19 protein-coding genes are annotated in these 21496 nt (G+C 69.0%); 15 read left to right on the top strand and 4 right to left on the bottom strand.

Annotation, left to right across the window (positions count from 1 at the left end; translation table 11 throughout):
• Window position 1 precedes the first annotated feature (1 nt).
• On the top strand, window positions 2-721 hold the full coding sequence (locus tag DJ018_RS04515; RefSeq protein WP_111513671.1) for a hypothetical protein: 720 nt from the start codon (window positions 2-4) through the stop codon (window positions 719-721).
• 3 nt (window positions 722-724) lie between these two features.
• Here the strand turns inward: DJ018_RS04515 and DJ018_RS04510 are convergent, their stop codons facing one another.
• Window positions 725-1273, bottom strand: coding sequence for a GNAT family N-acetyltransferase (locus DJ018_RS04510; protein WP_111513670.1), 549 nt, complete (start codon window positions 1271-1273; stop codon window positions 725-727).
• Between the two features lie 79 nt (window positions 1274-1352).
• Here DJ018_RS04510 and mutS point away from each other — a divergent pair, with 79 nt between their 5' ends.
• Complete coding sequence (mutS, locus tag DJ018_RS04505) at window positions 1353-4058, top strand: DNA mismatch repair protein MutS (RefSeq protein WP_111513669.1); 2706 nt, start codon at window positions 1353-1355, stop codon at window positions 4056-4058.
• Between the two features lies 1 nt (window position 4059).
• Here mutS and DJ018_RS04500 read toward each other — a convergent pair whose 3' ends face one another.
• Complete coding sequence (locus DJ018_RS04500; RefSeq protein ID WP_111513668.1) at window positions 4060-5307, bottom strand: SGNH/GDSL hydrolase family protein; 1248 nt, start codon at window positions 5305-5307, stop codon at window positions 4060-4062.
• Window positions 5308-5413: 106 nt separating this feature from the next.
• Here DJ018_RS04500 and miaB point away from each other — a divergent pair, with 106 nt between their 5' ends.
• The 8 genes from miaB to DJ018_RS04460 all read left to right on the top strand — a co-directional run bounded on the left by miaB (window position 5414) and on the right by DJ018_RS04460 (window position 12831).
• On the top strand, window positions 5414-6757 hold the full coding sequence (gene miaB / locus DJ018_RS04495; RefSeq protein ID WP_111513667.1) for a tRNA (N6-isopentenyl adenosine(37)-C2)-methylthiotransferase MiaB: 1344 nt from the start codon (window positions 5414-5416) through the stop codon (window positions 6755-6757).
• 10 nt (window positions 6758-6767) lie between these two features.
• The gene (locus DJ018_RS04490) at window positions 6768-7718 is read left to right on the top strand and encodes a PhoH family protein (protein ID WP_111514674.1); all 951 of its coding nucleotides are present in this window, start codon (window positions 6768-6770) and stop codon (window positions 7716-7718) included.
• Window positions 7715-8179 carry an rRNA maturation RNase YbeY gene (gene ybeY, locus DJ018_RS04485; protein WP_111513666.1) on the top strand — a complete coding sequence of 155 codons (465 nt, stop codon included), beginning with the start codon at window positions 7715-7717 and terminating at the stop codon, window positions 8177-8179. Before DJ018_RS04490 ends, ybeY begins: the two co-directional genes overlap by 4 nt.
• On the top strand, window positions 8172-9071 hold the full coding sequence (locus tag DJ018_RS04480) for a hemolysin family protein (RefSeq protein ID WP_111513665.1): 900 nt from the start codon (window positions 8172-8174) through the stop codon (window positions 9069-9071). Before ybeY ends, DJ018_RS04480 begins: the two co-directional genes overlap by 8 nt.
• 6 nt (window positions 9072-9077) lie before the next feature.
• Entirely contained in the window at window positions 9078-10652 is a 1575-nt protein-coding gene (lnt, locus tag DJ018_RS04475; protein WP_111513664.1) for an apolipoprotein N-acyltransferase, read from the top strand.
• 57 nt (window positions 10653-10709) lie between these two features.
• A complete protein-coding gene (locus tag DJ018_RS04470; RefSeq protein WP_111513663.1) occupies window positions 10710-11132 on the top strand; it encodes a helix-turn-helix domain-containing protein in 423 nt (140 codons plus the stop codon).
• Between the two features lie 107 nt (window positions 11133-11239).
• The gene (gene metK, locus DJ018_RS04465; RefSeq protein WP_111513662.1) at window positions 11240-12460 is read left to right on the top strand and encodes a methionine adenosyltransferase; all 1221 of its coding nucleotides are present in this window, start codon (window positions 11240-11242) and stop codon (window positions 12458-12460) included.
• Window positions 12460-12831, top strand: a complete 372-nt coding sequence (locus DJ018_RS04460; RefSeq protein WP_111513661.1) for a YkvA family protein — start codon at window positions 12460-12462, stop codon at window positions 12829-12831. Before metK ends, DJ018_RS04460 begins: the two co-directional genes overlap by 1 nt.
• Here the strand turns inward: DJ018_RS04460 and DJ018_RS04455 are convergent.
• Window positions 12824-13678 carry an RraA family protein gene (locus tag DJ018_RS04455; protein ID WP_111513660.1) on the bottom strand — a complete coding sequence of 285 codons (855 nt, stop codon included), beginning with the start codon at window positions 13676-13678 and terminating at the stop codon, window positions 12824-12826. The two genes, DJ018_RS04460 and DJ018_RS04455, sit on opposite strands and share 8 nt — an antisense overlap.
• A 118-nt stretch (window positions 13679-13796) precedes the next feature.
• Between DJ018_RS04455 and trmB the strand changes: the two genes are divergently transcribed.
• Window positions 13797-14471: a tRNA (guanosine(46)-N7)-methyltransferase TrmB gene (gene trmB / locus DJ018_RS04450; RefSeq protein WP_111513659.1), complete on the top strand. Its 675-nt coding sequence runs from the start codon at window positions 13797-13799 to the stop codon at window positions 14469-14471.
• Here the strand turns inward: trmB and ppa are convergent.
• Window positions 14468-15007: an inorganic diphosphatase gene (ppa, locus tag DJ018_RS04445; protein WP_111513658.1), complete on the bottom strand. Its 540-nt coding sequence runs from the start codon at window positions 15005-15007 to the stop codon at window positions 14468-14470. The two genes, trmB and ppa, sit on opposite strands and share 4 nt — an antisense overlap.
• A 264-nt stretch (window positions 15008-15271) precedes the next feature.
• Here ppa and rimP point away from each other — a divergent pair, with 264 nt between their 5' ends.
• The 4 genes from rimP to infB all read left to right on the top strand — a co-directional run bounded on the left by rimP (window position 15272) and on the right by infB (window position 21495).
• Window positions 15272-15823 (top strand): ribosome maturation factor RimP, encoded by a 552-nt coding sequence (rimP, locus tag DJ018_RS04440; protein ID WP_111514673.1) that lies wholly within the window; start codon window positions 15272-15274, stop codon window positions 15821-15823.
• A gap of 2 nt (window positions 15824-15825) precedes the next feature.
• A complete protein-coding gene (nusA, locus tag DJ018_RS04435; RefSeq protein WP_111513657.1) occupies window positions 15826-17532 on the top strand; it encodes a transcription termination factor NusA in 1707 nt (568 codons plus the stop codon).
• Window positions 17533-17677: 145 nt separating this feature from the next.
• Window positions 17678-18322, top strand: a complete 645-nt coding sequence (locus DJ018_RS04430; protein WP_111513656.1) for an RNA-binding protein — start codon at window positions 17678-17680, stop codon at window positions 18320-18322.
• Between the two features lie 92 nt (window positions 18323-18414).
• Complete coding sequence (gene infB / locus DJ018_RS04425) at window positions 18415-21495, top strand: translation initiation factor IF-2 (RefSeq protein WP_111513655.1); 3081 nt, start codon at window positions 18415-18417, stop codon at window positions 21493-21495.
• The last annotated feature ends 1 nt before the right edge of the window (window position 21496 follow it).

Genomic DNA, 21496 nt, shown 5'->3' with positions numbered 1-21496 from the left:
CGTGCCGCTGGATCTACGCCGTCGCTCGCCACTGCTGCTGGAGCGCATCCGCGAAGTGGAAGTCGAGCTGGCGATCTGGGCTCGCCGTGCGCCGGACCCCCAGCTCGAAGGCGACCTCTTCGCCATGATGGAGCTGCTCTACAGCTACCCCAAGCGCGCCGATGACCTGGCCTCCAGCGCCAAGGCTATGATGCACCTGCGGCGGCTAACGCCTGCCGTGATCCTGTCGCGCGCCCTGATCGAAACCGTGGCCATGGGCTGCTTCTACGTGCACGAGCTGAAGCGCCTGATCTCGGCTGGCGACGCCGAAGCGCTGAAGACCAAGTTCGACAAGTTCTACGCTGGGCGGCTGGGCGAAGAGGTTTCGCCCGTGCACGTCAACGACGCGCTTCGCTATCTGGAGAAGATCGACAACGCCGAGGATCCCGATCGGACCGCGACGGAGGCGCGGCTGGAGGCGGAGGCCGAGGCTTTGGGCGGGCTGGACCTGTCCGATCCCAAGTTCGTGGAGACCAGCTATGGGCTCCTTTGCGAAATCGCACATCCGAGCTGCGTTGGCACCCACCTGCTCTATCCGGCGCCGGGCGGCCCGGACATCGCCGAACCCAAACAGCGCCTGGAGTTCGCCGCCGAGCTGGCCATCTGGCAGGCGCAATATCTTCTGGAGGCGCTCAAGGAGGGGGAGGAGATCCCCGCGCTGCACCGGCAGGCGTTCGGCTAAAGATCAGAGCAGAACGCCGATGTCGGGCCATCGATAGGCCACCTCGGGGTAGAGCAGCCCGCCCGGCCCCCGCTCGTGGCGAGGCGGATCGGCCTTACCGCCAAGCGCCTCGTAGAAGCCTCGCGCCGGCATGTTCCCGTAGAGCACGGAGATCACCAGAGCGCGTGCCCCTTCGGAGGCCAGGACCTTGGCCGTCTGACTGACCAGCCGCCGGCCGACCCCGCGCCGCTGCGCGCTCTTCAGCAGATAAAGGGTCGCGATCTCGCCCTCTCCCTCCACCCGGCTCCGGGAAGGGCCGGCCTCCGCATAGCCGACGAGACCATCGCGAGTGAGTGCGGCAAGGGTCGCCTCGCCTGGGCGGGGCTGCAACAGGCTGCGGCGGAACCTGCGGGCGTAGATCTCCTCGCTCATGCGGGCGAGATAGGCGTCGGGCAACAGGCCCCGGTAGGTCTCGCGCCAGGACCGCACATGAACCTGCGCCAGCGCTTCTGCGTCCGCCGGACCGGCTGGAACGATCAGGAAATCGAACGACGCTCCACGGGACTGCGACATCCATCCACAGCTTGGGATGGCGCCGCTTGGGGTCAAGGGGCTGACGGGACTCGAGGGGTTAAGATAGGTTTACCGCCCTATGAACGCGCCCGCTTCCCCCGCTCAGATCTCGTCGGCGACGCCCGATCCCGCCGCCGGCGCCTCGCCGGTCATGGCGCAGTTCTTCGAGGCCAAGGCGCGCCAGCCGGACGCCCTGGTCTTCTTCCGCATGGGCGACTTTTACGAGCTGTTCTTCGAGGACGCTCAGAAGGCGGCCGCCGCCCTCGGCATCACCCTGACCGCTCGCGGACAGTTCAACGGCCAGCCGATCCCCATGGCCGGCGTGCCGGTGCACGCCGCGGAGGCCTACCTTTCCAAGCTGATCCGCTGCGGCTTTAAAGTCGCCGTCTGCGAGCAGATGGAAGACCCGGCTGAAGCCAAGAAGCGCGGTTCGAAGTCCGTGGTCCGCCGCGATGTGGTGCGGATCGTCACCCCCGGCACCCTCACCGAGGACGGCCTGCTGGACGCGCGGGGCGCCAACCGCCTGGCCGCCATCGCCGTGCGCGGCGGGGCTGCCGCCGTGGCCAGCGTCGAGATCTCCACCGGCGAGGTCGAGTGCCTCGGAACGAGCGTCGGCGGCCTCGCCTCCGCCCTGGCCGCCCTCGGTCCCTCGGAGGTGCTGGTCCCCGACCGCCTGTTCTCCGACGAGACCGTGGGCGCCGCGCTGAAGGCCGCCGGCGGCTTCGTCCAGCCGCTGCCCTCGGCCCTGGCGGAGCCCTCGGCCTCCGAAGCGCGCCTGAAGCGCCTCTACGGTGTCGACACCCTCGACGGCTTCGGCCAGCTCTCCGGCGCGGAGGTCTCCGCCCTCGGCCTGATCGCCGCCCACCTGGAGACCACCCAGGCCGGCAAGCTGCCCGCCCTGTCCCCGCCGCGCCGCGCGGGCGAGGCCGACGTCATGGCCATCGACCCGGCCACGCGCGCCAGCCTGGAGATCGAGAAGACCCTGTCGGGCGGCCGCGATGGCTCCCTGCTCGCCGCCATCGACCGCACCGTCACCGCGCCCGGCGCGCGCCTCCTGGCCGCCCGCCTTGCCCGCCCGCTGCTCGACCCCGCCGCCATCGACGCCCGCCTCGACGCCGTGGCCTGGTTCTGCGAGCACCGCGCCCAGCGCCAGCGCCTGCGCGAGCAGCTGAAGGGCCTCGGCGACATGGCCCGCGCCCTGTCCCGCCTGGCGCTCGGCCGCGGCGGCCCGCGCGATCTCGGAACCCTGCGCGACGGCCTGCAAGCCTCCGAAGCCATCGTCGGCCTGTTCGCCTCCACCCACGACCCGCTGGTCGAGCCGCCGGCCGAAATCGCGTCGGCCCTGGCCGCCCTCAATCTCGACCTCCACGCCGACCTCCTGGCCTACCGCGACCTACTGGCCTCAGGCCTCGGGGCCGAGCTGCCGGCCCAGGCCCGCGACGGCGGCTATGTGGCCGAAGGCGTCCGCCCCGAGCTGGACGGAGCCCGGGCCCTGCGCGATGACAGCCGCCGCGTGGTCGCCCAGCTGGAGGCCCGCCTCGCCGCCGACAGCGGCGTGGCCTTGAAGATCCGCCACAACGCGGTGCTCGGCTACTTCGTCGAATGCACCGCCAAGGCGGCCGAGCCGATGATGGCCCCGCCGCTCAACGCCACCTTCATCCACCGCCAGACCCTGGCCAACCAGGTCCGCTTCACCACCGTCGAGCTGGCCGAACTGGACGCCAAGATCGCCCAGGCCGCTGAGCGCGCCCTGGCCATCGAGATCGAGACCTTCGAAGCCTGGCGCGCGGCCGCCATCCAGGTGGCTGCTGGTCTTCAGGCCGCCGCCGAAGCCGCCGCCCGCCTGGACGTCGCCGCCGGTCTCGCCGAATGGGCCGAGGATGTCGGCGCCAGCCGTCCGGTGGTCGACCGCTCCACAGCTTTTGAGGCCGAGCAGGCCCGCCACCCTGTGGTCGAGGCCGCCGTGCGCCGGGCCGGCGACGCCTACACCCCAAACGACTGCCGCCTGGACGGCGCAGGCGCCGCGGGGCCGCGCCTGGCCATCGTCACCGGCCCGAACATGGCCGGTAAGTCGACCTTCCTGCGCCAGAACGCCCTTTTGGCTATCCTCGCCCAGTCGGGCTGCTTCGTGCCGGCCAAGGCCTTGCGCCTCGGCGTGGTCGACCGGCTGTTCAGCCGCGTCGGCGCCGGCGACGATCTGGCCCGCGGCCGCTCGACCTTCATGCTGGAGATGGTCGAGACCGCCGCCATCCTCACCCAGGCCACGCCCCGCAGCCTGGTCATCCTCGATGAGATCGGCCGCGGCACCGCCACCTACGACGGCCTGGCCATCGCCTGGGCTTGCGCCGAGGCCCTGCACGAGACCAACCGCTGCCGGGGCCTGTTCGCCACTCACTATCACGAGCTCGCGGTGCTGGAGGACCGGCTGGCCTTCGTTGCGAACCTCTCCCTCAAGGCCAAGGAGTGGAACGGCGACCTCATCTTCCTGCATGAGGCCGGCCCCGGCCCCGCCGACCGCTCCTACGGCGTGCAAGTCGCCAAGCTGGCCGGCGTGCCGCCCCAGGTCGTCGCCCGGGCCAAGGACGTGCTGGAGCGCCTCGAACGCGAAGCCGGCGCCCCCGCCCACCTTGAAGATTTGCCCCTCTTCGCCGCCGCCATGGCTTCGGTGGAGGAGCCTCGCGGCCCGAGCCCCGTGGAAGACGCGCTGAAGGCCCTGGATCTCGACGGCATGAGCCCGCGCGAAGCCATGGACGCGCTCTACCGCCTCAAAGGCCTGCTGCCCTAAGCTACTTCGAGAACTTCAGCAGCAGGTCCAAAGGGATGGCCTCGCCCATGGCGCGGTAGCCGGCCGGACCTGGGTGCAGCAGGTCGCCGGAATCATACTCGGACCGCATGTTGAGCGGCCGGGCGGGGTCGCGGGTGATCTGGTCGAAGTCGATCACCGCATCGAACGCGCCCGACGTCCGGATCCAGCGGTTCACCGCCTGCCGGTCGGCGTCGGCCTCTGCGTCCGAGCGATAGTACTTGTTGCCGGCGAAGGGCAGCAGCGTCGCGCCGATGACCTTGATGCCCTTGGCGTGAGCCCGTTCGATCACCTGGGTGTAGCCGGCGGCCAGACCCTCCACGACCGCCTGTCGCTTCTCCGGCGTGATGGGCCCCGGCTCGCGCGACAACGCCCCGATGTCGTTGATGCCCAAGAGCAGGATGATCGTCTTCACGCCCGGTTGGGAAAAGACGTCCCGGTCGAGGCGAGACAGCCCGCCGGGGTTGGAGCCGCTCGACAGCAAGCGGTTGCCGCTGATGCCGGTGTTGAGCACCGCGATGTGGCGAGCGCGGGGATCAGCCTGCAGCCGTTGCGCCAGGACGTCGGTCCAGCGATCGTCCAGGTTGGGCGTCGCGCCATGGCCGTCGGTGATGGAGTCACCGAACGCCAGGACCACGCTGGCGCGCGCGTCGGCCTCGACCTCCACCCCCGCGAGATTGTGCCAGTGGTCGATCTTCTGCGCGTCCGCCAGATCCGCGTTGGCGGTGCGGTCGCCCTTGGCGAGCCAGCCGGTGGTGTTGGCCACCCAATGCAGCGTGCTCTCCGACGGCCGCTTCGGCAGATGGAAGCTGACCGCCAGCCGGGTCAGCGGCTTCACCGGCAGGGCGATCGGATCAGACAGGTAGCTAGCGCCTGCCGGAACGATCACTTGCGCCCGCCCGCTGAAAGTCACCGGTTTGTCGCTGCCAGCCAGGACCTGTGCGGTGGCGCGCTCTCCCGCCAGGCCCACGCGCACGCTGTCCACCACCAGCGGCGTGGTCCCGAATGCGTTGGTGAGGCGCAGGCGGATGCGACCGCCGCCGGCCGTGACACGAACCACCTGGCGCAGGGTGACGTCCTCCGCTCCTTCCGGCAGCGCGCCCTTGGGATCGCTCATCAGGCCGGCCGTCCAACCGCCGATCCAGCGGCTCTTGGCGGCTGGCGCCGCGTGGGTCGGAAGGGCGAGAGCTGCGGCGAGGGCGAGGCCGAGCAGGGCGCGAACAGGCTTCATGCCGCAAGGCTAAGCACGACCACGCGCGGCCGGCAAAGGCGCAGGGCCAGCTTGCCGCTGGGGGCTCCGCTTGCATGCGCGGGGTCGTCGGCCGCATAAGGCGCCCATGTCCGAAACCGCGCAGCCCGCCAAGCGCCTCTTCATCAAGACCTACGGCTGTCAGATGAATGTCTATGACAGCGAGCGCATGGCCGACGTCCTTGCGCCGCTGGGCTATGGCATGACCGACAGTCCGGAAGGCGCGGACCTGGTGGTGCTGAACACCTGCCATATCCGCGAGAAGGCCACCGAGAAGGTCTATTCCGAGCTCGGCCAGATCAAGCGCATGAAGCAGGCGCGCGAGGCGGACGGCGCCGGCATGACCATCGCCGTGGCCGGCTGCGTCGCCCAGGCTGAGGGCGAGGAGATCATGCGCCGTCAGCCAGCGGTGGACTTGGTGGTGGGGCCCCAGGCCTACCACCAGCTCCCCGAACTGATCGCCCGAGCGCACCGGGCGCGGGGCGAGCGGCTGGCCGCCGACTTCGCCGCCGACGAGAAGTTCGACGCGCTGCCGACCACGCGCCGACCTGACGGAGTGACCGCGTTCCTGACCGTGCAGGAAGGTTGCGACAAGTTCTGCACCTTCTGCGTGGTGCCCTACACCCGCGGAGCGGAGTGGTCGCGACCGGCGGAAACCATCGAGGCGGAGGCGCGCGGCCTGGCCGAACAGGGCGTGCGTGAGGTCACCCTGCTGGGCCAGAACGTGAATTCTTACGCGGGTGAAGGCGGGCTTGCCGGTCTGGTGCGCCGGCTGGCCAAGATCCCGGGTCTGGACCGCATCCGCTACACGACGAGCCACCCGCGCGACATGGACGACGCCCTGATCGCCGCCCATGGCGAGGTGGACGAGCTGATGCCCTATCTGCACCTGCCGGTGCAGGCCGGATCGGACAAGATCCTGAAGGCCATGAACCGGGCGCACACGGCCGAGAGCTATCTGCGCCTGATCGAGCGCATCCGCGCCGCGCGCCCCGACATCGCCATCAGCGGCGACTTCATTGTGGGCTTCCCAGGCGAGCGGGACGCCGACTTCGAAGCCACCCTGCAGCTGGTGCGGGAGGTCGGCTATGCCTCGGCCTTCTCGTTCAAGTATTCGCGTCGCCCCGGTACGCCGGCTTCGGCCATGCCCGGCCAGGTGGCCGAAGAGGTGAAGGACGAGCGCCTGGCGCGCCTGCAGGCGCTGCTGATCGAACAGCAGCGGGCGTTCAACGCGTCCCAGACCGGCAAGGTCTTGCCGGTGCTTTTCGAGAAGAAGGGCCGCCACACTGGCCAGCTGATAGGTCGCAGCCCATATCTCCAGTCGGTGCATGTGAGCGCCCCGGATCGTCTGCTCGGGCAGATCGTTACGGTGAAGATCGAAGACGCGGCCCAGAACAGCCTGGCCGGTGTCCTCGCGCTTGAGACCGCCTGAGGAGAGACCCCTGAGCCGCGCGCCTGAATTCATCAGCCTGTCCGATGCCGCTGTCCGTGCGGTGGCGGGGGCCAACAGCCGCCATGCCGCCCTTATCGAGGACGCCTTCGGGGTCCTGGTGGAAACGCCTGGCGGCGGCGTTTCCCTGGAAGGCGACAGCAAGGGTCGAGCTCAGGCCAAGCGTGCGGTCCAGGCGATCGCCGAGCGGGCCGACCAGGGCCTGGACATCAACGAGGCCGACGTGCGCGTCGCCATCGGCAATGCGCGCACCGGCGCCACCGGACCGGGCAACCTGCCGGTTGGCCGCCGCGGCCAGGTGGCGCCGAAAACCGCCACCCAGGCCGAATACCTTCAGGCGCTGGCCAAGTGCGACCTTGTCTTCGGCCTGGGTCCCGCCGGCACCGGCAAGACCTTTCTCGCCGTCGCGCACGGCGCGGGCCTTTTGCTGCGCGGCGAGGTTGATCGGCTGATCGTGTCGCGTCCGGCCGTGGAGGCCGGCGAGCGCCTGGGCTTCCTGCCCGGGGACATGAATGAGAAGGTCGATCCCTACATGGCGCCTGTCTGGGAGGCCCTGACCGACATCCTGGGCGCCGAGCAGCTTCGCCGTCGGCGGGAGAAGGGCGAGATCGAAGTCGCGCCCATCGCCTTCCTGCGCGGCCGCACGCTCAGCCATGCCTTCGTGATCGTCGACGAGGCGCAGAATGCCTCGCGCGCCCAGATGAAGATGGTGCTGACCCGTATCGGCGACGGCAGCCGAATGGCGGTCACGGGCGACCCCACCCAGATCGATCTTCCCAATGTGCAGGACAGCGGCCTGGCCCACGCGGTCGGCCTGCTGGAAGGCGTCAAGGGCATTGGCGTCACCCGCTTCAGCGCCGAAGACGTCGTTCGCCACCCGCTGGTGGAACGGATCGTCCGCGCCTACGACGCCGATGCAGCTAAGCGCGGGCGAACGGTTTGATCGATATCGAGGTCGAGGACCAGGCCTGGCGCGAGGCTCTGCCGCACGCCGAGGATCTGGCGCGTACGGCGGCGGATGCGGCTCTCAAGGCGCTGGGGGCTCAGGGCGAAGGCGTGACCTTGCTGCTCACCGACGACGAAAGCGTGCGCGAGTTGAACGCCCGCTTCAGGAACCGCGACAATCCCACGAACGTGCTGTCGTTTCCGGCGCCCGAGAACCCGGAGCTGCACCTGGGCGACGTGGCGCTAGCCTTCGGCGTTTGCGCACGGGAAGCTGGCGAGCAGGGCAAGCCGCTCGGCCACCATCTGCAGCATCTGGTGGCGCACGGCGTTCTCCATCTTCTAGGATACGACCACATGAACGACGCGGAGGCCGAAGAGATGGAAGGCCTCGAGCGCGTGATCCTGGCCGGACTTGGGGTGCCCGACCCTTACGCGGCCGGTGAGGGAGACCATGACTGACCCCGACCCATCGAGTAGCGCCCATCACTCCCGCAAGTCTTGGGGGGTGATGGCGCTGTTCAACCGTTTCCGTAAGCCTCAGCCGGAACCGGAGCCGACCGAAGACCAAGCCGCCGACACCGCCGTGGTCGGCGAGCTGGTCAGCCACGCACGGGAGTTCCAGGACCTCTGCGTCGACGACATCATGAAGCCGCGGGCCGACGTCGTGGCCATCGAGCAGAGTGCGACCTTCGCCGAGCTGGTGGCCCGCTTCGTCGAGGCCGAACACTCCCGCATGCCGGTGTACAAGGAGACGCTCGACGAGCCCGTGGGCGTGGTCCACGTGAAGGACGTGTTCCGCCTCATGGCGCGCCGCAGCGGCCGGCCGAAGCCGGACGATCAGGTTCTGCAGGAACGCCGTGGGCTGGTGCGCAAGGTTCTGTATGTCCCGCCATCTATGCCCGCCGCCTCGCTTCTGGCGCTGATGCGCGGGCGTCGCACGCACATGGCGCTGGTGATCGACGAGTTCGGCGGCACCGATGGTCTGGTGACCCTGGAAGATCTGCTGGAGGAGTTGGTCGGGGACATCGCTGACGAGCACGACGTGGACGAGGATCCCGGCTTCTCGCCCGTGGTCGAGGACGACCTCGGGTGGGTGGTGGACGGACGTGCGCCTCTGGAGGAGCTGGAAGCGGCTATCGGCGAAGGCGTCGATCTGGCCCCGCCGGACCTGGACGAGGAGATCGACACCGTCGGCGGCCTGGTGAACACCCTGGCTGGCCGGGTGCCTGCCCGCGGCGAGCGGATCGAGCACCCCGGTGGTTATGAGATAGAGGTGCTTTCTGCCGACCCACGGCGCGTGCAGCGGCTGCGGGTGCGTCGTCCCGCGCCGGCCCTGGAAGCCGGGGACTAGGACCTGATGAAGCTGACCAGTCCATGGGCGCTCCGCTTGGGCGCGCTGCTCGCCGGCTTGGCCGCGGGATTGGCTCATCCGCCGTTCGGCCTTTTGCCTGGCCTGCTGGGCTATGCCCTACTGCTGGGACTGCTCGACCAGCCGAGCGCTCGGCCGCTGCGGCAGGGCTTCTTCCGCGGCTGGCTGGCCGGCGTCGGCTACTTCGCCGTCAGCGTCTGGTGGGTGGTCGAGCCGTTCATGGTCGACGCCGCCAACCAGGGCTGGATGGCGCCCTTCGCGCTGGTCCTGATGGCGGGGGGCCTCGCGCTGTTCTGGGGTCTCGCCGGGCTGCTCTACACCGCGGTGCGTCCTCAAAGCGCGGCTCTGCGCGTGCTGGTGTTGGCTGGCGCGCTTTGCGGGCTGGAGTGGGTCCGCGGCCATGTGATGACGGGATTTCCCTGGAACCTTCCCGGCGAGACCTGGGCTGCCGGTTCGGCGCCCTCGCAGCTGGCGTCCCTTCTGGGAGCCTACGGGCTAAGCTGGGTGACCGTCGCGGTCGCCGCCGCGCCGGCCGTGCTGTTGGCTACCGAGTCCAAGCGGAGCAAGGCGCTGACGATCGGAGCAGCCGGGCTCGCTCTAGCGGCTCTCTACGGATTTGGGTTTTGGCGGATGCAGGGCGCGCCGGCGGCTCCGGTCGGGCCGGTGGTTCGGGTCGTGCAGGCCAACATCGACCAGAAAGAGAAGTGGCGGCCGGAGAACCTCGACGCGATCTTCGAGACCTATGTGGCCCTGACCCAACAGCCGGCTGCGCGACGGCCTGACATCGTGGTCTGGCCCGAAGGGGCCCTGCCGGCCGTCATCGACGACATCGTGGCCCCCGGCTCTCCATATGCGCCGCGCCTGACCGGGGCAGTGGCGCCTGGCCAGACGTTGCTGATGGGCGCCAACCGGGCCGAGCTGACGGCAGAAGGTCAGGCGCGTTACTTCAACAGCCTGATCGCCTTCCGGCGCGATCCTGACGGCGGAGCGCTGCGGGTCACGGCCGTCTACGACAAGTTCCGGCTGGTGCCGTTTGGCGAGTTCATGCCCCTGGGCGAGTTCGCCACTCGGATCGGCTTCCGCAGCCTGGTTCACATGCCGGAAGACTTCTCGCCTGGCCCGCCGCCGCGCCCCCTGACGGCGGTCGGTATGCCGCCCCTGCAGCCGCTGATCTGCTACGAGGCGCTGTTTCCCGCCCTGACGCGCCGGGGCGCGGACGTGGAAGGCCCTCGCGCCGCCTGGATCCTGAATGCGTCCAACGACGCCTGGTTCGGGATGACCAGCGGCCCCCTGCAGCATCTGAACATCGCCAGCTATCGCGCGATCGAGGACGGCCTTCCGATCGTGCGCGCCACGCCAACGGGAGTCTCGGCGGTGATCGACGCCTATGGCCGCATCATGCCCGGCAAGCGGCTGGGGCTGGGCGAGCTGGGCGTCATCGACGCGCCGCTGCCCGCCGCTCTTCCACTCACGCCTTACGCCAGGTTCGGCGATCTGGGCTTCGGCCTGCTGCTTCTGGTCTCGGCGGGCGTGGCGTTGATCGCACGCGTTCGTCGAGCGTAGCTACTTGACGCCTGCGTCACCTATTCCAAGTTCCTGCAACCTTGGATATGTAACGTCATGGACAAGCTTGACGATACGCAACCGGGCGGCCCCAATCCGATCGATCGGCACGTGGGCCTGCGGATCCGAATGCGCCGCAAGGAGCTCGGCGTCAGTCAGGAAAAGCTGGCTGAATCCATTGGGCTCACCTTTCAGCAGGTGCAGAAGTACGAGCGCGCCGCCAACCGCGTGAGCGCCTCGAAGCTGTTCGAGATGGCCCGCGCGCTGAACACAACCGTCGGGTACTTCTTCGAGGGGCTCGGCGAAGACGCAGGCGCCCGCAGCGGCGCCTTGCCGCGCGAGGCGGTGCAGGACTTCCTGATGACGCCCGAAGGCCTGGAACTGGCGTCCACCTTCCCGCGCATCACCCATGGCCGCGCCCGCCGCAAGATCCTGGAGCTTGTTCGCGTGATGGCCGAGGACGAGCCCATCGGGGCCTGACGGCGGCCCGCCGCTTGCGGGACATAAAGATTTCTTTATAGGCTTCGGGCGACTGAGTGAGGTCTGCCGTTTTCGGCGCGACCTCGTCCCCCCCCGGAGCCCCGCGCGTGAGCCGTTCCAACTACATCTTCACCAGCGAAAGCGTGTCCGAAGGCCATCCCGACAAGGTCGCGGACAGGATCTCGGACACGGTGGTCGACGCCTTCCTCAGCGTCGAGCCGGAGGCGCGCGTGGCGTGCGAGACGCTGGTCACCACCAATCGCATCGTGCTGGCCGGGGAAGTCCGCGCCGGCAAGCCGGGCGCATCCAAGCTCGAGAACAAGGCGCTCACCAAGGAGATCGTCCGCAGCCTGGAGCCCAAGGTGCGCCAGGCGGTGAAGGAAATCGGCTACGAGCAGAAGGGCTTCCACTGGGCCAAGGCCAAGTTCGCCTGCTTCCTGCACGAACAGTCCGCTCACATCGCGCAGGGCGTAGACGCCTCGGACAAGAAGGACGAGGGCGCGGGCGACCAGGGCATCATGTTCGGCTACGCGACCGACGAGACGCCCGAGCTGATGCCGGCGACCCTGCAGTTCTCGCACAACATCCTGAAGCGGCTGGCCGAGGTGCGCCACTCGGGCGAGTGCGCGGCCCTGGAGCCCGACGCCAAGAGCCAGGTCACCCTGCGCTACGAGGACGGCCGGCCGGTCGAGGTGCTGAAGATCGTCGTCTCGCACCAGCACGCCAAGCGCATCGGCCTGCAGCTGGCGACGCCGAAGCGGGTGCACGACCTGATCAAGCCGTACGTGGAGAGCGTCTTTCCCGAGGGCCTGATCACCAAGCGCACCAAGTGGATGGTCAACCCGACCGGCCGGTTCGAGATCGGCGGCCCGGACGGCGACGCCGGCCTCACCGGCCGCAAGATCATCGTCGACACCTACGGCGGCGCGGCTCCGCACGGCGGCGGCGCCTTTTCCGGCAAGGACCCGACCAAGGTCGACCGTTCGGCGGCTTACGCCTGCCGGTATCTCGCCAAGAACGTCGTGGCCGCGGGTCTCGCCCGCAAGTGCACCATCCAGATCAGCTATGCGATCGGCGTCGCCGAGCCGCTGAGCTTCTACGTCGACCTGCACAACACCGGCGAGATCGATCCGGCCAAGCTGGAGCTCGCCCTGCCGGAGTTGATCGGCGGCGCCACTCCGCGCGCGGTCCGCGAGCACCTGGGCCTCAACCGTCCGGTCTATGCGCGCACCGCCGCCTACGGCCACTTCGGCCGGCAGCCCGACAACGAAGGCGGCTTCTCCTGGGAGAAGACCGATCTTGTGGACGAGCTTAAGAGCCTCGCCTGATGACGCTGCGGACGTGGGCGCGCGCGCTGAAGCGTGACGCCCACGTCGTCTGGCTTTGCGCCCGTGATCCCCGCACGCCCTGGGCCGCAAAGGCGGTGGCGCTGCTGGTCGCCGCCTACGCCTTCTCGCCCCTCGACCTCATCCCCGACTTCGTGCCGGTGCTGGGCTATCTGGACGACCTGATCCTGGTGCCCGCCGGCCTATGGCTCGCCCTGAAGCTCATCCCCGCCCAGCTTCTGGCGGAGCACAGGGCGGCGGCCGAAGCGGTCGCAGCTCGCCCGATCAGCCGGATCGCCGCCGGCGCGGTGCTCGCAATATGGGCGGCTGCGGCGATCGCAACCGCCCTCAGGGCCTGGTCCGCCGCTACTTGACGGACGCGTCCGGCGGCAATCCCAGCTTCTTGTAGAGATCACGCCGGCCGGCTTTGTCGGCCTCGATGATCTTGTGTGCGAACTCCGCCACCTGCAGCGCGACGCCGCGCGGCACAACGAGAACGCCGTCGCCGTCGGCCACGATCACGTCGCCGGGATTCACCAGCACGCCGCCCACGACGACGGGCCGGTTCACCGATTCCACCTCGTTCCGCCCGGGTCGTATCCCCCGCCCAGGTTTGCGGAGGTAAAGCGGCACAGCCTCTGTGATCACCTCGTCGGTGTCCCGGGCGGTGGCGTCGGTCACGACCCCAACCGCGCCCGCGACCTTCCAGGCCATGATGTTGTTGGACCCGATGGAGCCCACGTCAGCATCGGGCGCCTCGTCGATAATGATCGCCGTGCCGGGCCGGATCAGCGGCATGAAGGGTTCGGGAGACAGCTCGTTGTACCAGCGGCCTTCCCGCGCCCGGAACTCTTCGTAGCTCAAGCCGCCGCCGAGCGGTCCACGCTGTGTCGGCACATAGCGGACCGTGACCGCGATGCCGATGAACCGGTGGCCGTAAGTCTTGGCGTCTTTCCAAAGCGGGTGGATCTCCGGATCCATCAAGCCGACGTTATGCAGGCCGACGAAGTCCATGCCGTCCGTCACGTCTGCGACCCGCAAGCCTTCGAAGGCCTTCAAGATGCGCGCATCGTCAGTGGCGCTGAAAATGCGTGTCGGCATGAAGTTGTGGCCCGCCCGATAATCAGCGGCGGGCGCCGGCGACTGCGCGAGCGCGCCTGACGCGGCTCCCACCAAGGCGGCAAGCAGAGGCGCGGCCCGAAGCGTGGCCTTCAGTGTCATGGCGTGTCCCTCCCAGGATCATTGTTCTGCCAAGCCCAGCAGGACCTGGGCAGACAACGCTGTCAACGGGGCGCCGAAAGCCTCGCGGCTGCCGCGGGAAAAGGGTAGAGGCCGGCCCATGTCCGAGAACCACCCCTTGATGCGCTCCTACGGGCGCGTGAAGTCCCGCCCGATCAAGCCGCGGCAGGCCGCGCTGATGGACACGCGCCTGCCCGAGCTGCGCGTGCCGACCGAGCCCTTCGAGCCCAAAGCCCTGAAGCCGGACGCCGCCGAGGTGTGGTTGGAGATCGGTTTCGGCGGCGGCGAGCACATGGCCGCCCAGGCCGGCCGTCGCCCCGAGGTCCTCGTCATTGGCGCCGAGCCGTTCCAGAACGGTGTCGCCAGCGCCGTGCGCCACATCGAGGAGCAGAACCTCGCCAACGTGCGGCTGCACGACGGCGACGTGCGCGACCTGATCGCTCGGCTGCCGGACGCCAGCCTGGAGCGGGTGTTCATCCTCTTTCCCGACCCGTGGCCCAAAGCCCGCCACCACAAGCGCCGGCTGGTGCAAGCCGATCTGGTGGCGGAGCTCGCCCGAGTGCTGAAGCCCGGCGGACGGCTGCGCTTCGCCAGCGACTGGGCCGACTATGTGGACTGGACTCTCGAGCGGCTGCGGGCGAGCCCCGCCTTCCGCTGGACGGCCGAGCGGGCGGACGACTGGACCCGCCCGCCCGAAGACCACATCACCACCCGCTATGAGGAAAAGCGGCTGGGCGACTGCGACCCCGTCTTCCTGGACTTCGTCCGGGTCTAGCCGGCGTTGGCGTTCTTGTAGGCCTCGATGGAAGCGCGGATCAGCTCGCCGGCTTCCTCGGGGTCGGCCCAGCGGATGATGTCGACCGTCTTGCCCTTCTCCAGGTCCTTGTAGTGCTTGAAGAAGTGGGCGATCTGGTCGGTCAGGATCGACGGCAGGTGACGCCAGCTGTCCACGCCCGTGTAGAACGGGTGCAGCTTGTCCACTGGCACGGCCAGCACCTTCTCGTCGCCGCCGGCCTCGTCGCGCATGATCAGCGCGCCGATCGGACGGCAGCGGATGATGGCGCCCGGAACGACCGGCGTGGGCCCCACCACCAGGATGTCCATCGGGTCGCCGTCGTCGGCCAGGGTGTGCGGGATGAAGCCGTAGTTCGACGGATAGAACATGGCCGTGTGCAGGAAGCGGTCGACGAACAGCGCGCCGCTTTCCTTGTCGATCTCATATTTCACCGGCTCGCCGCCCTGCGGGATCTCGATGATGGCGTTGACGTCATAGGGCGGGTTTTCGCCGGTCGGGATCTTGGAAAGGTCCATGGGGAGGGACGGCCTTTTCATTGGCGTGAGGGGGTGGCGCTCTGTGGACCATTCGCCGCACGGGGAGCAAGGCCGGCCGTAGGGGAAGGCGCGCGGCGCGGGCGCGAAAAGCGTCCGCAGCGGGCGAATGTGGCAGGAGGGCTGACAAGGCCCCAAGCGCACGCTATATTCGTCTCAACATCGTCCGATAGCGCTGGATGGCGCTTTCGAGCGGCGGGCTCCGGCCCTGCCGCTTTTTTGTTGGCCAAAGGGGCCTGGGAGTTCATGCGCGGGAAGACCGCCGAAGATAGACGCCTGCTGGAGCTGCTCGACCCGGTCGCCGAGGCGGCCGGCTACGAGATCGTCCGGCTGCGGCTGATGGGGGGCAACGAGGCTCGCCGCCTGCAGATCATGGCGGAAGACCGCGACGGCGAAATGAACGTCGAAGATTGCGCCCGGCTGTCGCGCGCCATCTCCGAAGTCATGGACGCCGCCGACCCGATCGAGGGCGAGTACCTGCTGGAGGTCTCGTCGCCGGGCGTCGACCGGCCGCTGACCCGGCTGAAGGACTTCGAGACCTTCGAGGGCTACGAGGCCAAGCTGGAGCTCGATCGCCTGGCCGAGGGCCGCAAGCGGTTCCGCGGGCAACTGGCCGGCGTGGACGGCGAGAGCGTCGCCATCGATCTGGAAGGGGAGGAGCACACCGCGCTCATTCCCTTCGCCTGGGTCACTGAAGCCAAGCTTGTGCTGACGGACAAGTTGATGAAGCGGGGCGCCGAGAGCCGAGCGGCTCGGATGGCGCCCGACGAGACCACCGATTCCGAGGAAGAGGATTGACCATGAGCCTGACCGGCATTTCCGCCAATCGGCTTGAGCTCCTGCAGATCGCCGAGGCCGTGGCCCGCGAAAAGTCGATCGACAAGGAGATCGTCATCGAGGCGATCGAGGAAGCGATCCAGAAGGGCGCCCGCGCCCGCTATGGCGCCGAGCACGACATCCGCGTGCACATCGATCCCAAGACCGGCGAGACCACCATCAAGCGCGTGGTGACCGTGGTGGCGGACGACGCCTCCTTCGGTGAAGGCGTGGACGCCGACGGCAACCCGGTGGCGCTGGACCAGCCGGCCGGCGTGATGCGGCTGGCGGAAGCCAAGCGCGTCTACAAGGACGCCGCAGTCGGCAATACCTACGAAGAGATCCTGCCGCCGTTCGAGTTCGGCCGCGTGCAGACCCAGATGGCCCGCCAGGTCGTGACCGGGAAGGTCCGCGAAGCCGAGCGCGAGCGCCAGCACGAGGAATACAAGGACCGCGTCGGCGAGATCGTGAACGGCACGGTCAAGCGCGTCGAATACGGCAATGTGGTCGTCGACCTCGGCCGGGGCGAAGGCATCATGCGCCGCGACCAGTCGATCCCGCGCGAGAACTTCAACATCGGCGACCGGATCCGCTGCTACATCTACGACGTCCGTCGCGAGACCAAGGGCCCGCAGATCCTGCTCAGCCGCGCCCACGGCGGCTTCATGGCCAAGCTGTTCGCGCAGGAAGTGCCGGAAGTCTATGACGGCGTGATCGAGATCCGCGCCGTGGCCCGCGACCCGGGCAGCCGCGCCAAGATGGCGGTGGTCTCCAACGACAGCTCCATCGACCCGGTCGGCGCCTGCGTCGGCATGCGCGGCAGCCGCGTCCAGGCGGTTGTGGCCGAACTGCAGGGCGAGAAGATCGACATCATCCAGTGGAGCCCGGACGAGGCGACGTTCATCGTCAACGCCCTCGCCCCCGCCGAAGTCTCCAAGGTGGTGATGGACGAAGAGGACGAGCGCGTCGAAGTGGTGGTGCCGGACGACCAGCTGTCGCTGGCCATCGGCCGCCGGGGTCAGAACGTCCGCCTCGCGTCGCAGCTGAGCGGCTGGCAGATCGACATCATGACCGAGAGCCAGGAGAGCGAGCGCCGTCAGCGCGAGTTCACCGAGCGCACCGCCCTCTTCCAGGAAGCCCTGGACGTGGACGAGGTCATCGCCCAGCTGCTGGTCACCGAAGGCTTCGCCAGTGTCGAAGACGTGGCCTATGTGGACGCGGCCGAAGTGGCCTCGATCGAGGGCTTCGACGAGGACACCGCCGACGAGATCCAGACCCGCGCCCGCGAGTACCTGGACAAGGAAGCGGCGGAATACGACTCCAAGCGCCGTGAACTCGGCGTCGAGGACGGCCTGCTGGAGATCGAAGGCATCACCCTGCCGATGGCCGTGGCCCTGGGCGAAAACGGCGTGAAGTCGGTCGAAGATCTCGCCGGCCTGGTGCCGGATGACCTGCGCGGCTGGTTCGAGAACAAGGGCGGCGAGCGCGTCCGTGAAGCCGGCATCCTGGAGAACTTCGGGCTCGACCCGCAGGACGCCGAGCTGCTGATCATGCGCGCGCGGATCGTCATGGGCTGGGTCGAGGCTCCGGAAGAACCGGAAGTCGAGCCGGAGCTGGAGTCGGACGGCGAGCAGCCGAGCGACGAAGTCTTCGCCGAAGCCGAGATGATCGGCGAAGCCCGCGACGCCTAAACTCTAAGACCGCCCGCCTCGGAAACGGGGCGGGCGGATCTCCCTTCTAAGACCCAGCCGACGGAGCCCCGAGACCCTTGAGCCGCACCCCCGAAAACCCGAATTCCCGCCGCGGCGGGAGCCCGCGGTAGGAGGGTGACCGCTCATGGAGACTCCTGCGGGTAGAGGTCCGGCCACATTGGCGGAAGCGTCGCGCGAGCGGCGCGACGTCGTCACCGGCGAGACGCGCGACGAAGCTCAGCTGATCCGTTTCGTGGCGGGTCCTGACGGCGTCGTCATTCCGGACCTGGCTCGCAAGCTCCCGGGTCGAGGCGTCTGGGTGGCCGCAGACCGTGCGTCCGTAGAAGCCGCGGCCAAGAAGAACCTTTTCGCCCGCTCAGCAAAGGCCAAGCTGACGGCGCCGCCTGGACTGGCGGATCAGGTCGAAATTCTTCTGAAGCGACGCGTTTTGTCGGGCCTGGGGCTTGCACGCCGCGCGGGCGACCTTACCTCGGGTTTCGAGAAGGTCTCAGCCACAATTCAATCCGGCAAAGCTGCCTGGCTCATCGAAGCATCCGACGGCGCCGCCGATGGGCGCCGCAAGCTGCGGGCCCACGCCCGCAAGCAGTCGAAGCCCCCCGGCTTGGTGGGTCTCTACACCGCCACCGAATTGAGTTTGGCCTTAGGCCTGGAGAATGTGATACACACCGCCTTCCTTGCGGGGCGAGCCGCCGATCGTTGGGCCGAGGACGTTCACCGGTTGTCGGGCTTTTGCCCGCTCTTTCCTGAGAGTTGGCGCGAGGAGCCTTGAGGGGCTGAGCGGAACCTACCCAGGTTTCCGCCCCTCTTGCATTTGATCGATCCGTTGGCCGGGACCGCCCGGCCGGTAAGTAAAGCGAGCGCATGAGCGACGAAAACAACAACGGCCGCAACTCCGCCCCGGGCGGACGCCAGCCTCTGACCCTCAAGCCCCGCGGGGCCGGATCGGTCAGCGCAGGCACGGTGAAGCAAAGCTTCAGCCATGGCCGTTCCAAGACCGTGGTCGTGGAGACCAAGCGTGCGCGAACCCATTCGCCCGCTGGGAACATGGCTGCGCCGTCTTCGGCCGAAAAGCGGGTGATCGACACCCGCAGCGACAATCGCGGCCCGTCGCAGGCCTCGCAGCAGCGCGCGCCGCAAGGCGGAGGCTCCGGCCTGAGCGCCGAGGAGCACGCCGCTCGTCAGCGCGCCATCGAACTCGCTCGCCAGCAGCAGGCTCGCCAGGAAGCCGAGCGCCGCGCCCGTGAAGAGCGCGCCCGCGCCGAAGCCGAAGCGCAGGCGGCCGCCGCCCGCGCGGCTGCGGCCCAGGCTGCCGCCCAACAGGCGGCTGCGGCGGCGCAAAGCGCGCCTGCTCCGACGCCCGCGGCTCCTGCAGCCCCGGCTCCCACGCCTCCGGCTCCGGTCGCCAGGGCTCCGGCGGCGCCCGCCGCACCGACCGCGTCCGCGCCGACTCAGCCCGCCGCGCCGGCTCGTCCGGCCGCCGCGCCTCAGGCCCCGCGTCAGGACGGTCCGCGTAACGACGCGCGTCCGAACAGCAGCGGCCAGACCCGCACCTATCAGCCCTCGCCCGATCGCCGGGATGACCGGCCGTCCACCACGACCTACCGGCCGGAGCGTCCGTCCAATCGGTTCGAAGGTGCGACCTTCAATCAGCGCGCTCCGCGACGGGACGACGGCGCCCCGCGTCCGCCGCGCGACGATCGTGGTCCGCGTCCCGGTGGCGACCGTGGCCCGCCGCGCGCCGGTGGTCCGGGCGGCCAGCGCGACGATCGCGCCCCGCGCCCTGAAGGCGGCACTGTCCGTTACTCGGCGCTGGCGCCGCGTCCGGCAGGTCCGCGTGACGGCGCCCGTCCGGGCGGTCCGCGCGGCGGCCCGCGCATCGGCCCGGCGGCTCCGCCCGCCACGCCTGAAGTGCAACGCGCCGCGCGCCAGGCTCCGCGTCCCGGCTCCGCCAATCTCGACCGTCGTCCGGACGAGGATGACGATCGTCGCCGCACCGCCGCGCCTTCCAAGGCGATCAGCCGCGTCAAGGGCGCGCCGAACCGCCGCGAAGGTCGCCTGACTATCCAGGCCGTGGCCGGCGACGCCGACGGCGCCGAGCGCATGCGCTCCCTGGCCTCGGTTCGCCGGGCCCGCGAACGCGAACGCGAAAAGCGCAAGGGCGGCGTCCAGGAGCAGGCCCGGGTCGCCCGCGAAGTGGTCATCCCCGACGTCATCACCGTGGGCGAGCTCGCCAACCGGATGGCGACCCGCGGGGTCGAGGTCATCAAGTTCCTGATGCGTCAGGGCGTGATGCTCAAGATCAACGACGTCATCGACAACGACACCGCCGAGCTGGTGGCCACGGAATTCGGCCACACGGTGAAGCGCGTCTCGGAAGCGGACGTCGAAGAAGGCTTCATCGGCGCGGAAGACGTCGACGAAAACCTGCTGCCGCGTCCGCCGGTCGTGGCGGTCATGGGTCACGTCGACCACGGCAAGACCAGCTTGCTCGACGCCCTGCGTTCGGCGGACGTTGCGTCCGGCGAGCACGGCGGCATCACCCAGCACATCGGCGCCTATCAGGTGCGGCTGGAGAACGGTCAGCGCGTCACCTTCCTGGACACCCCCGGTCACGCCGCCTTCTCGGCGATGCGCGCCCGCGGCGCCAACGTCACCGACATCGTCATCCTGGTGGTGGCGGCGGACGACGGCGTGATGCCGCAGACGATCGAAGCCATCCAGCACGCCAAGGCGGCCGGCGCTCCGATCATCGTGGCCATCAACAAGATGGATAAGCCGGACGCCAATCCGACCCGCGTGATCAACGAGCTGCTGCAGCACGAGATCGTCGTGGAAAGCTTGGGCGGCGACACCCAGGTGGTGGAAGTTTCGGCGACCCAGAAGATGGGCCTCACCGATCTGATCGAGAACATCCTGGTTCAGGCCGAGATCCTCGACCTGCGGGCCAATCCCGATCGGACCGCCGATGGCGTGGTCATCGAAGCCAAGCTCGATCGCGGCCGCGGCGCCGTCTCCACCGTCCTGGTGAAGCGCGGCACCCTGAAGCGCGGCGACATCATCGTGGCGGGCTCCAGCTGGGGCCGGGTGCGGGCGCTGCTCAACGAGCGCGGCGAACAGGTCACCACCGCCGAACCCTCCACCCCGGTGGAAGTGCTCGGCCTCGACGGCACGCCTGATCCGGGCGACGCCTTCGCGGTGGTCGAAAACGAGGCCCGCGCCCGCGAGATCACCGAGTACCGGACGCGTCAAAAGCGCGAGAAGTCCGGCGCTCCGGTGGCCAGCGCCTCGCTCGCCGACATGATGGCCAAGCTCGCCGACAAGAAGGTCTCCGAGCTGCCGGTCATCATCAAGGCGGACGTGCAAGGCTCGGCCGAGGCGATCGTCGGCTCGCTCGACAAGCTCGGCACCGACGAGGTCCGCGCGCGGATCATCCTGTCGGGCGCTGGCGCGATCAGCGAAAGCGACGTCATGCTGGCCAAGGGCGCCGGCGCGCCGATCATCGGCTTCAACGTTCGCGCGTCCAAGCAGGCGCGCGACCTGGCCGATCGTGAAGGCGTCGAGATCCGCTACTACGCGATCATCTACGACCTGATCGACGACATCAAAGGCGTGCTCTCGGGCATGCTGGCGCCGATCCAGCGCGAAACTTTCCTGGGCAACGCCGAAGTCCTCCAGGCCTTCGACATCACCAAGGTCGGCCGCGTGGCGGGTTGCCGGGTCACGGAAGGGGTCGTCCGCAAGGGCGCCCGCGTCCGGATCATCCGTCAGAACGTCGTGGTCCTCGAACTCGGCACCCTGCAGACGCTCAAGCGCTTCAAGGACGAGGTCAACGAGGTGCCGGTCGGTCAGGAGTGCGGCATGGCCTTCGCCGGCTTCCAGGACATCAAGCCGGGCGACATCATCGAATGCTTCAACCTCGAAGAGGTGAAGCGGTCGCTGTAAG

Origin of the sequence: Phenylobacterium deserti (assembly GCF_003254705.1) — a bacterium.
In the GTDB taxonomy this organism is placed as follows: Bacteria; Pseudomonadota; Alphaproteobacteria; order Caulobacterales; family Caulobacteraceae; genus Phenylobacterium; species Phenylobacterium deserti.
This window is presented reverse-complemented; position numbering and strand designations above follow the sequence as displayed.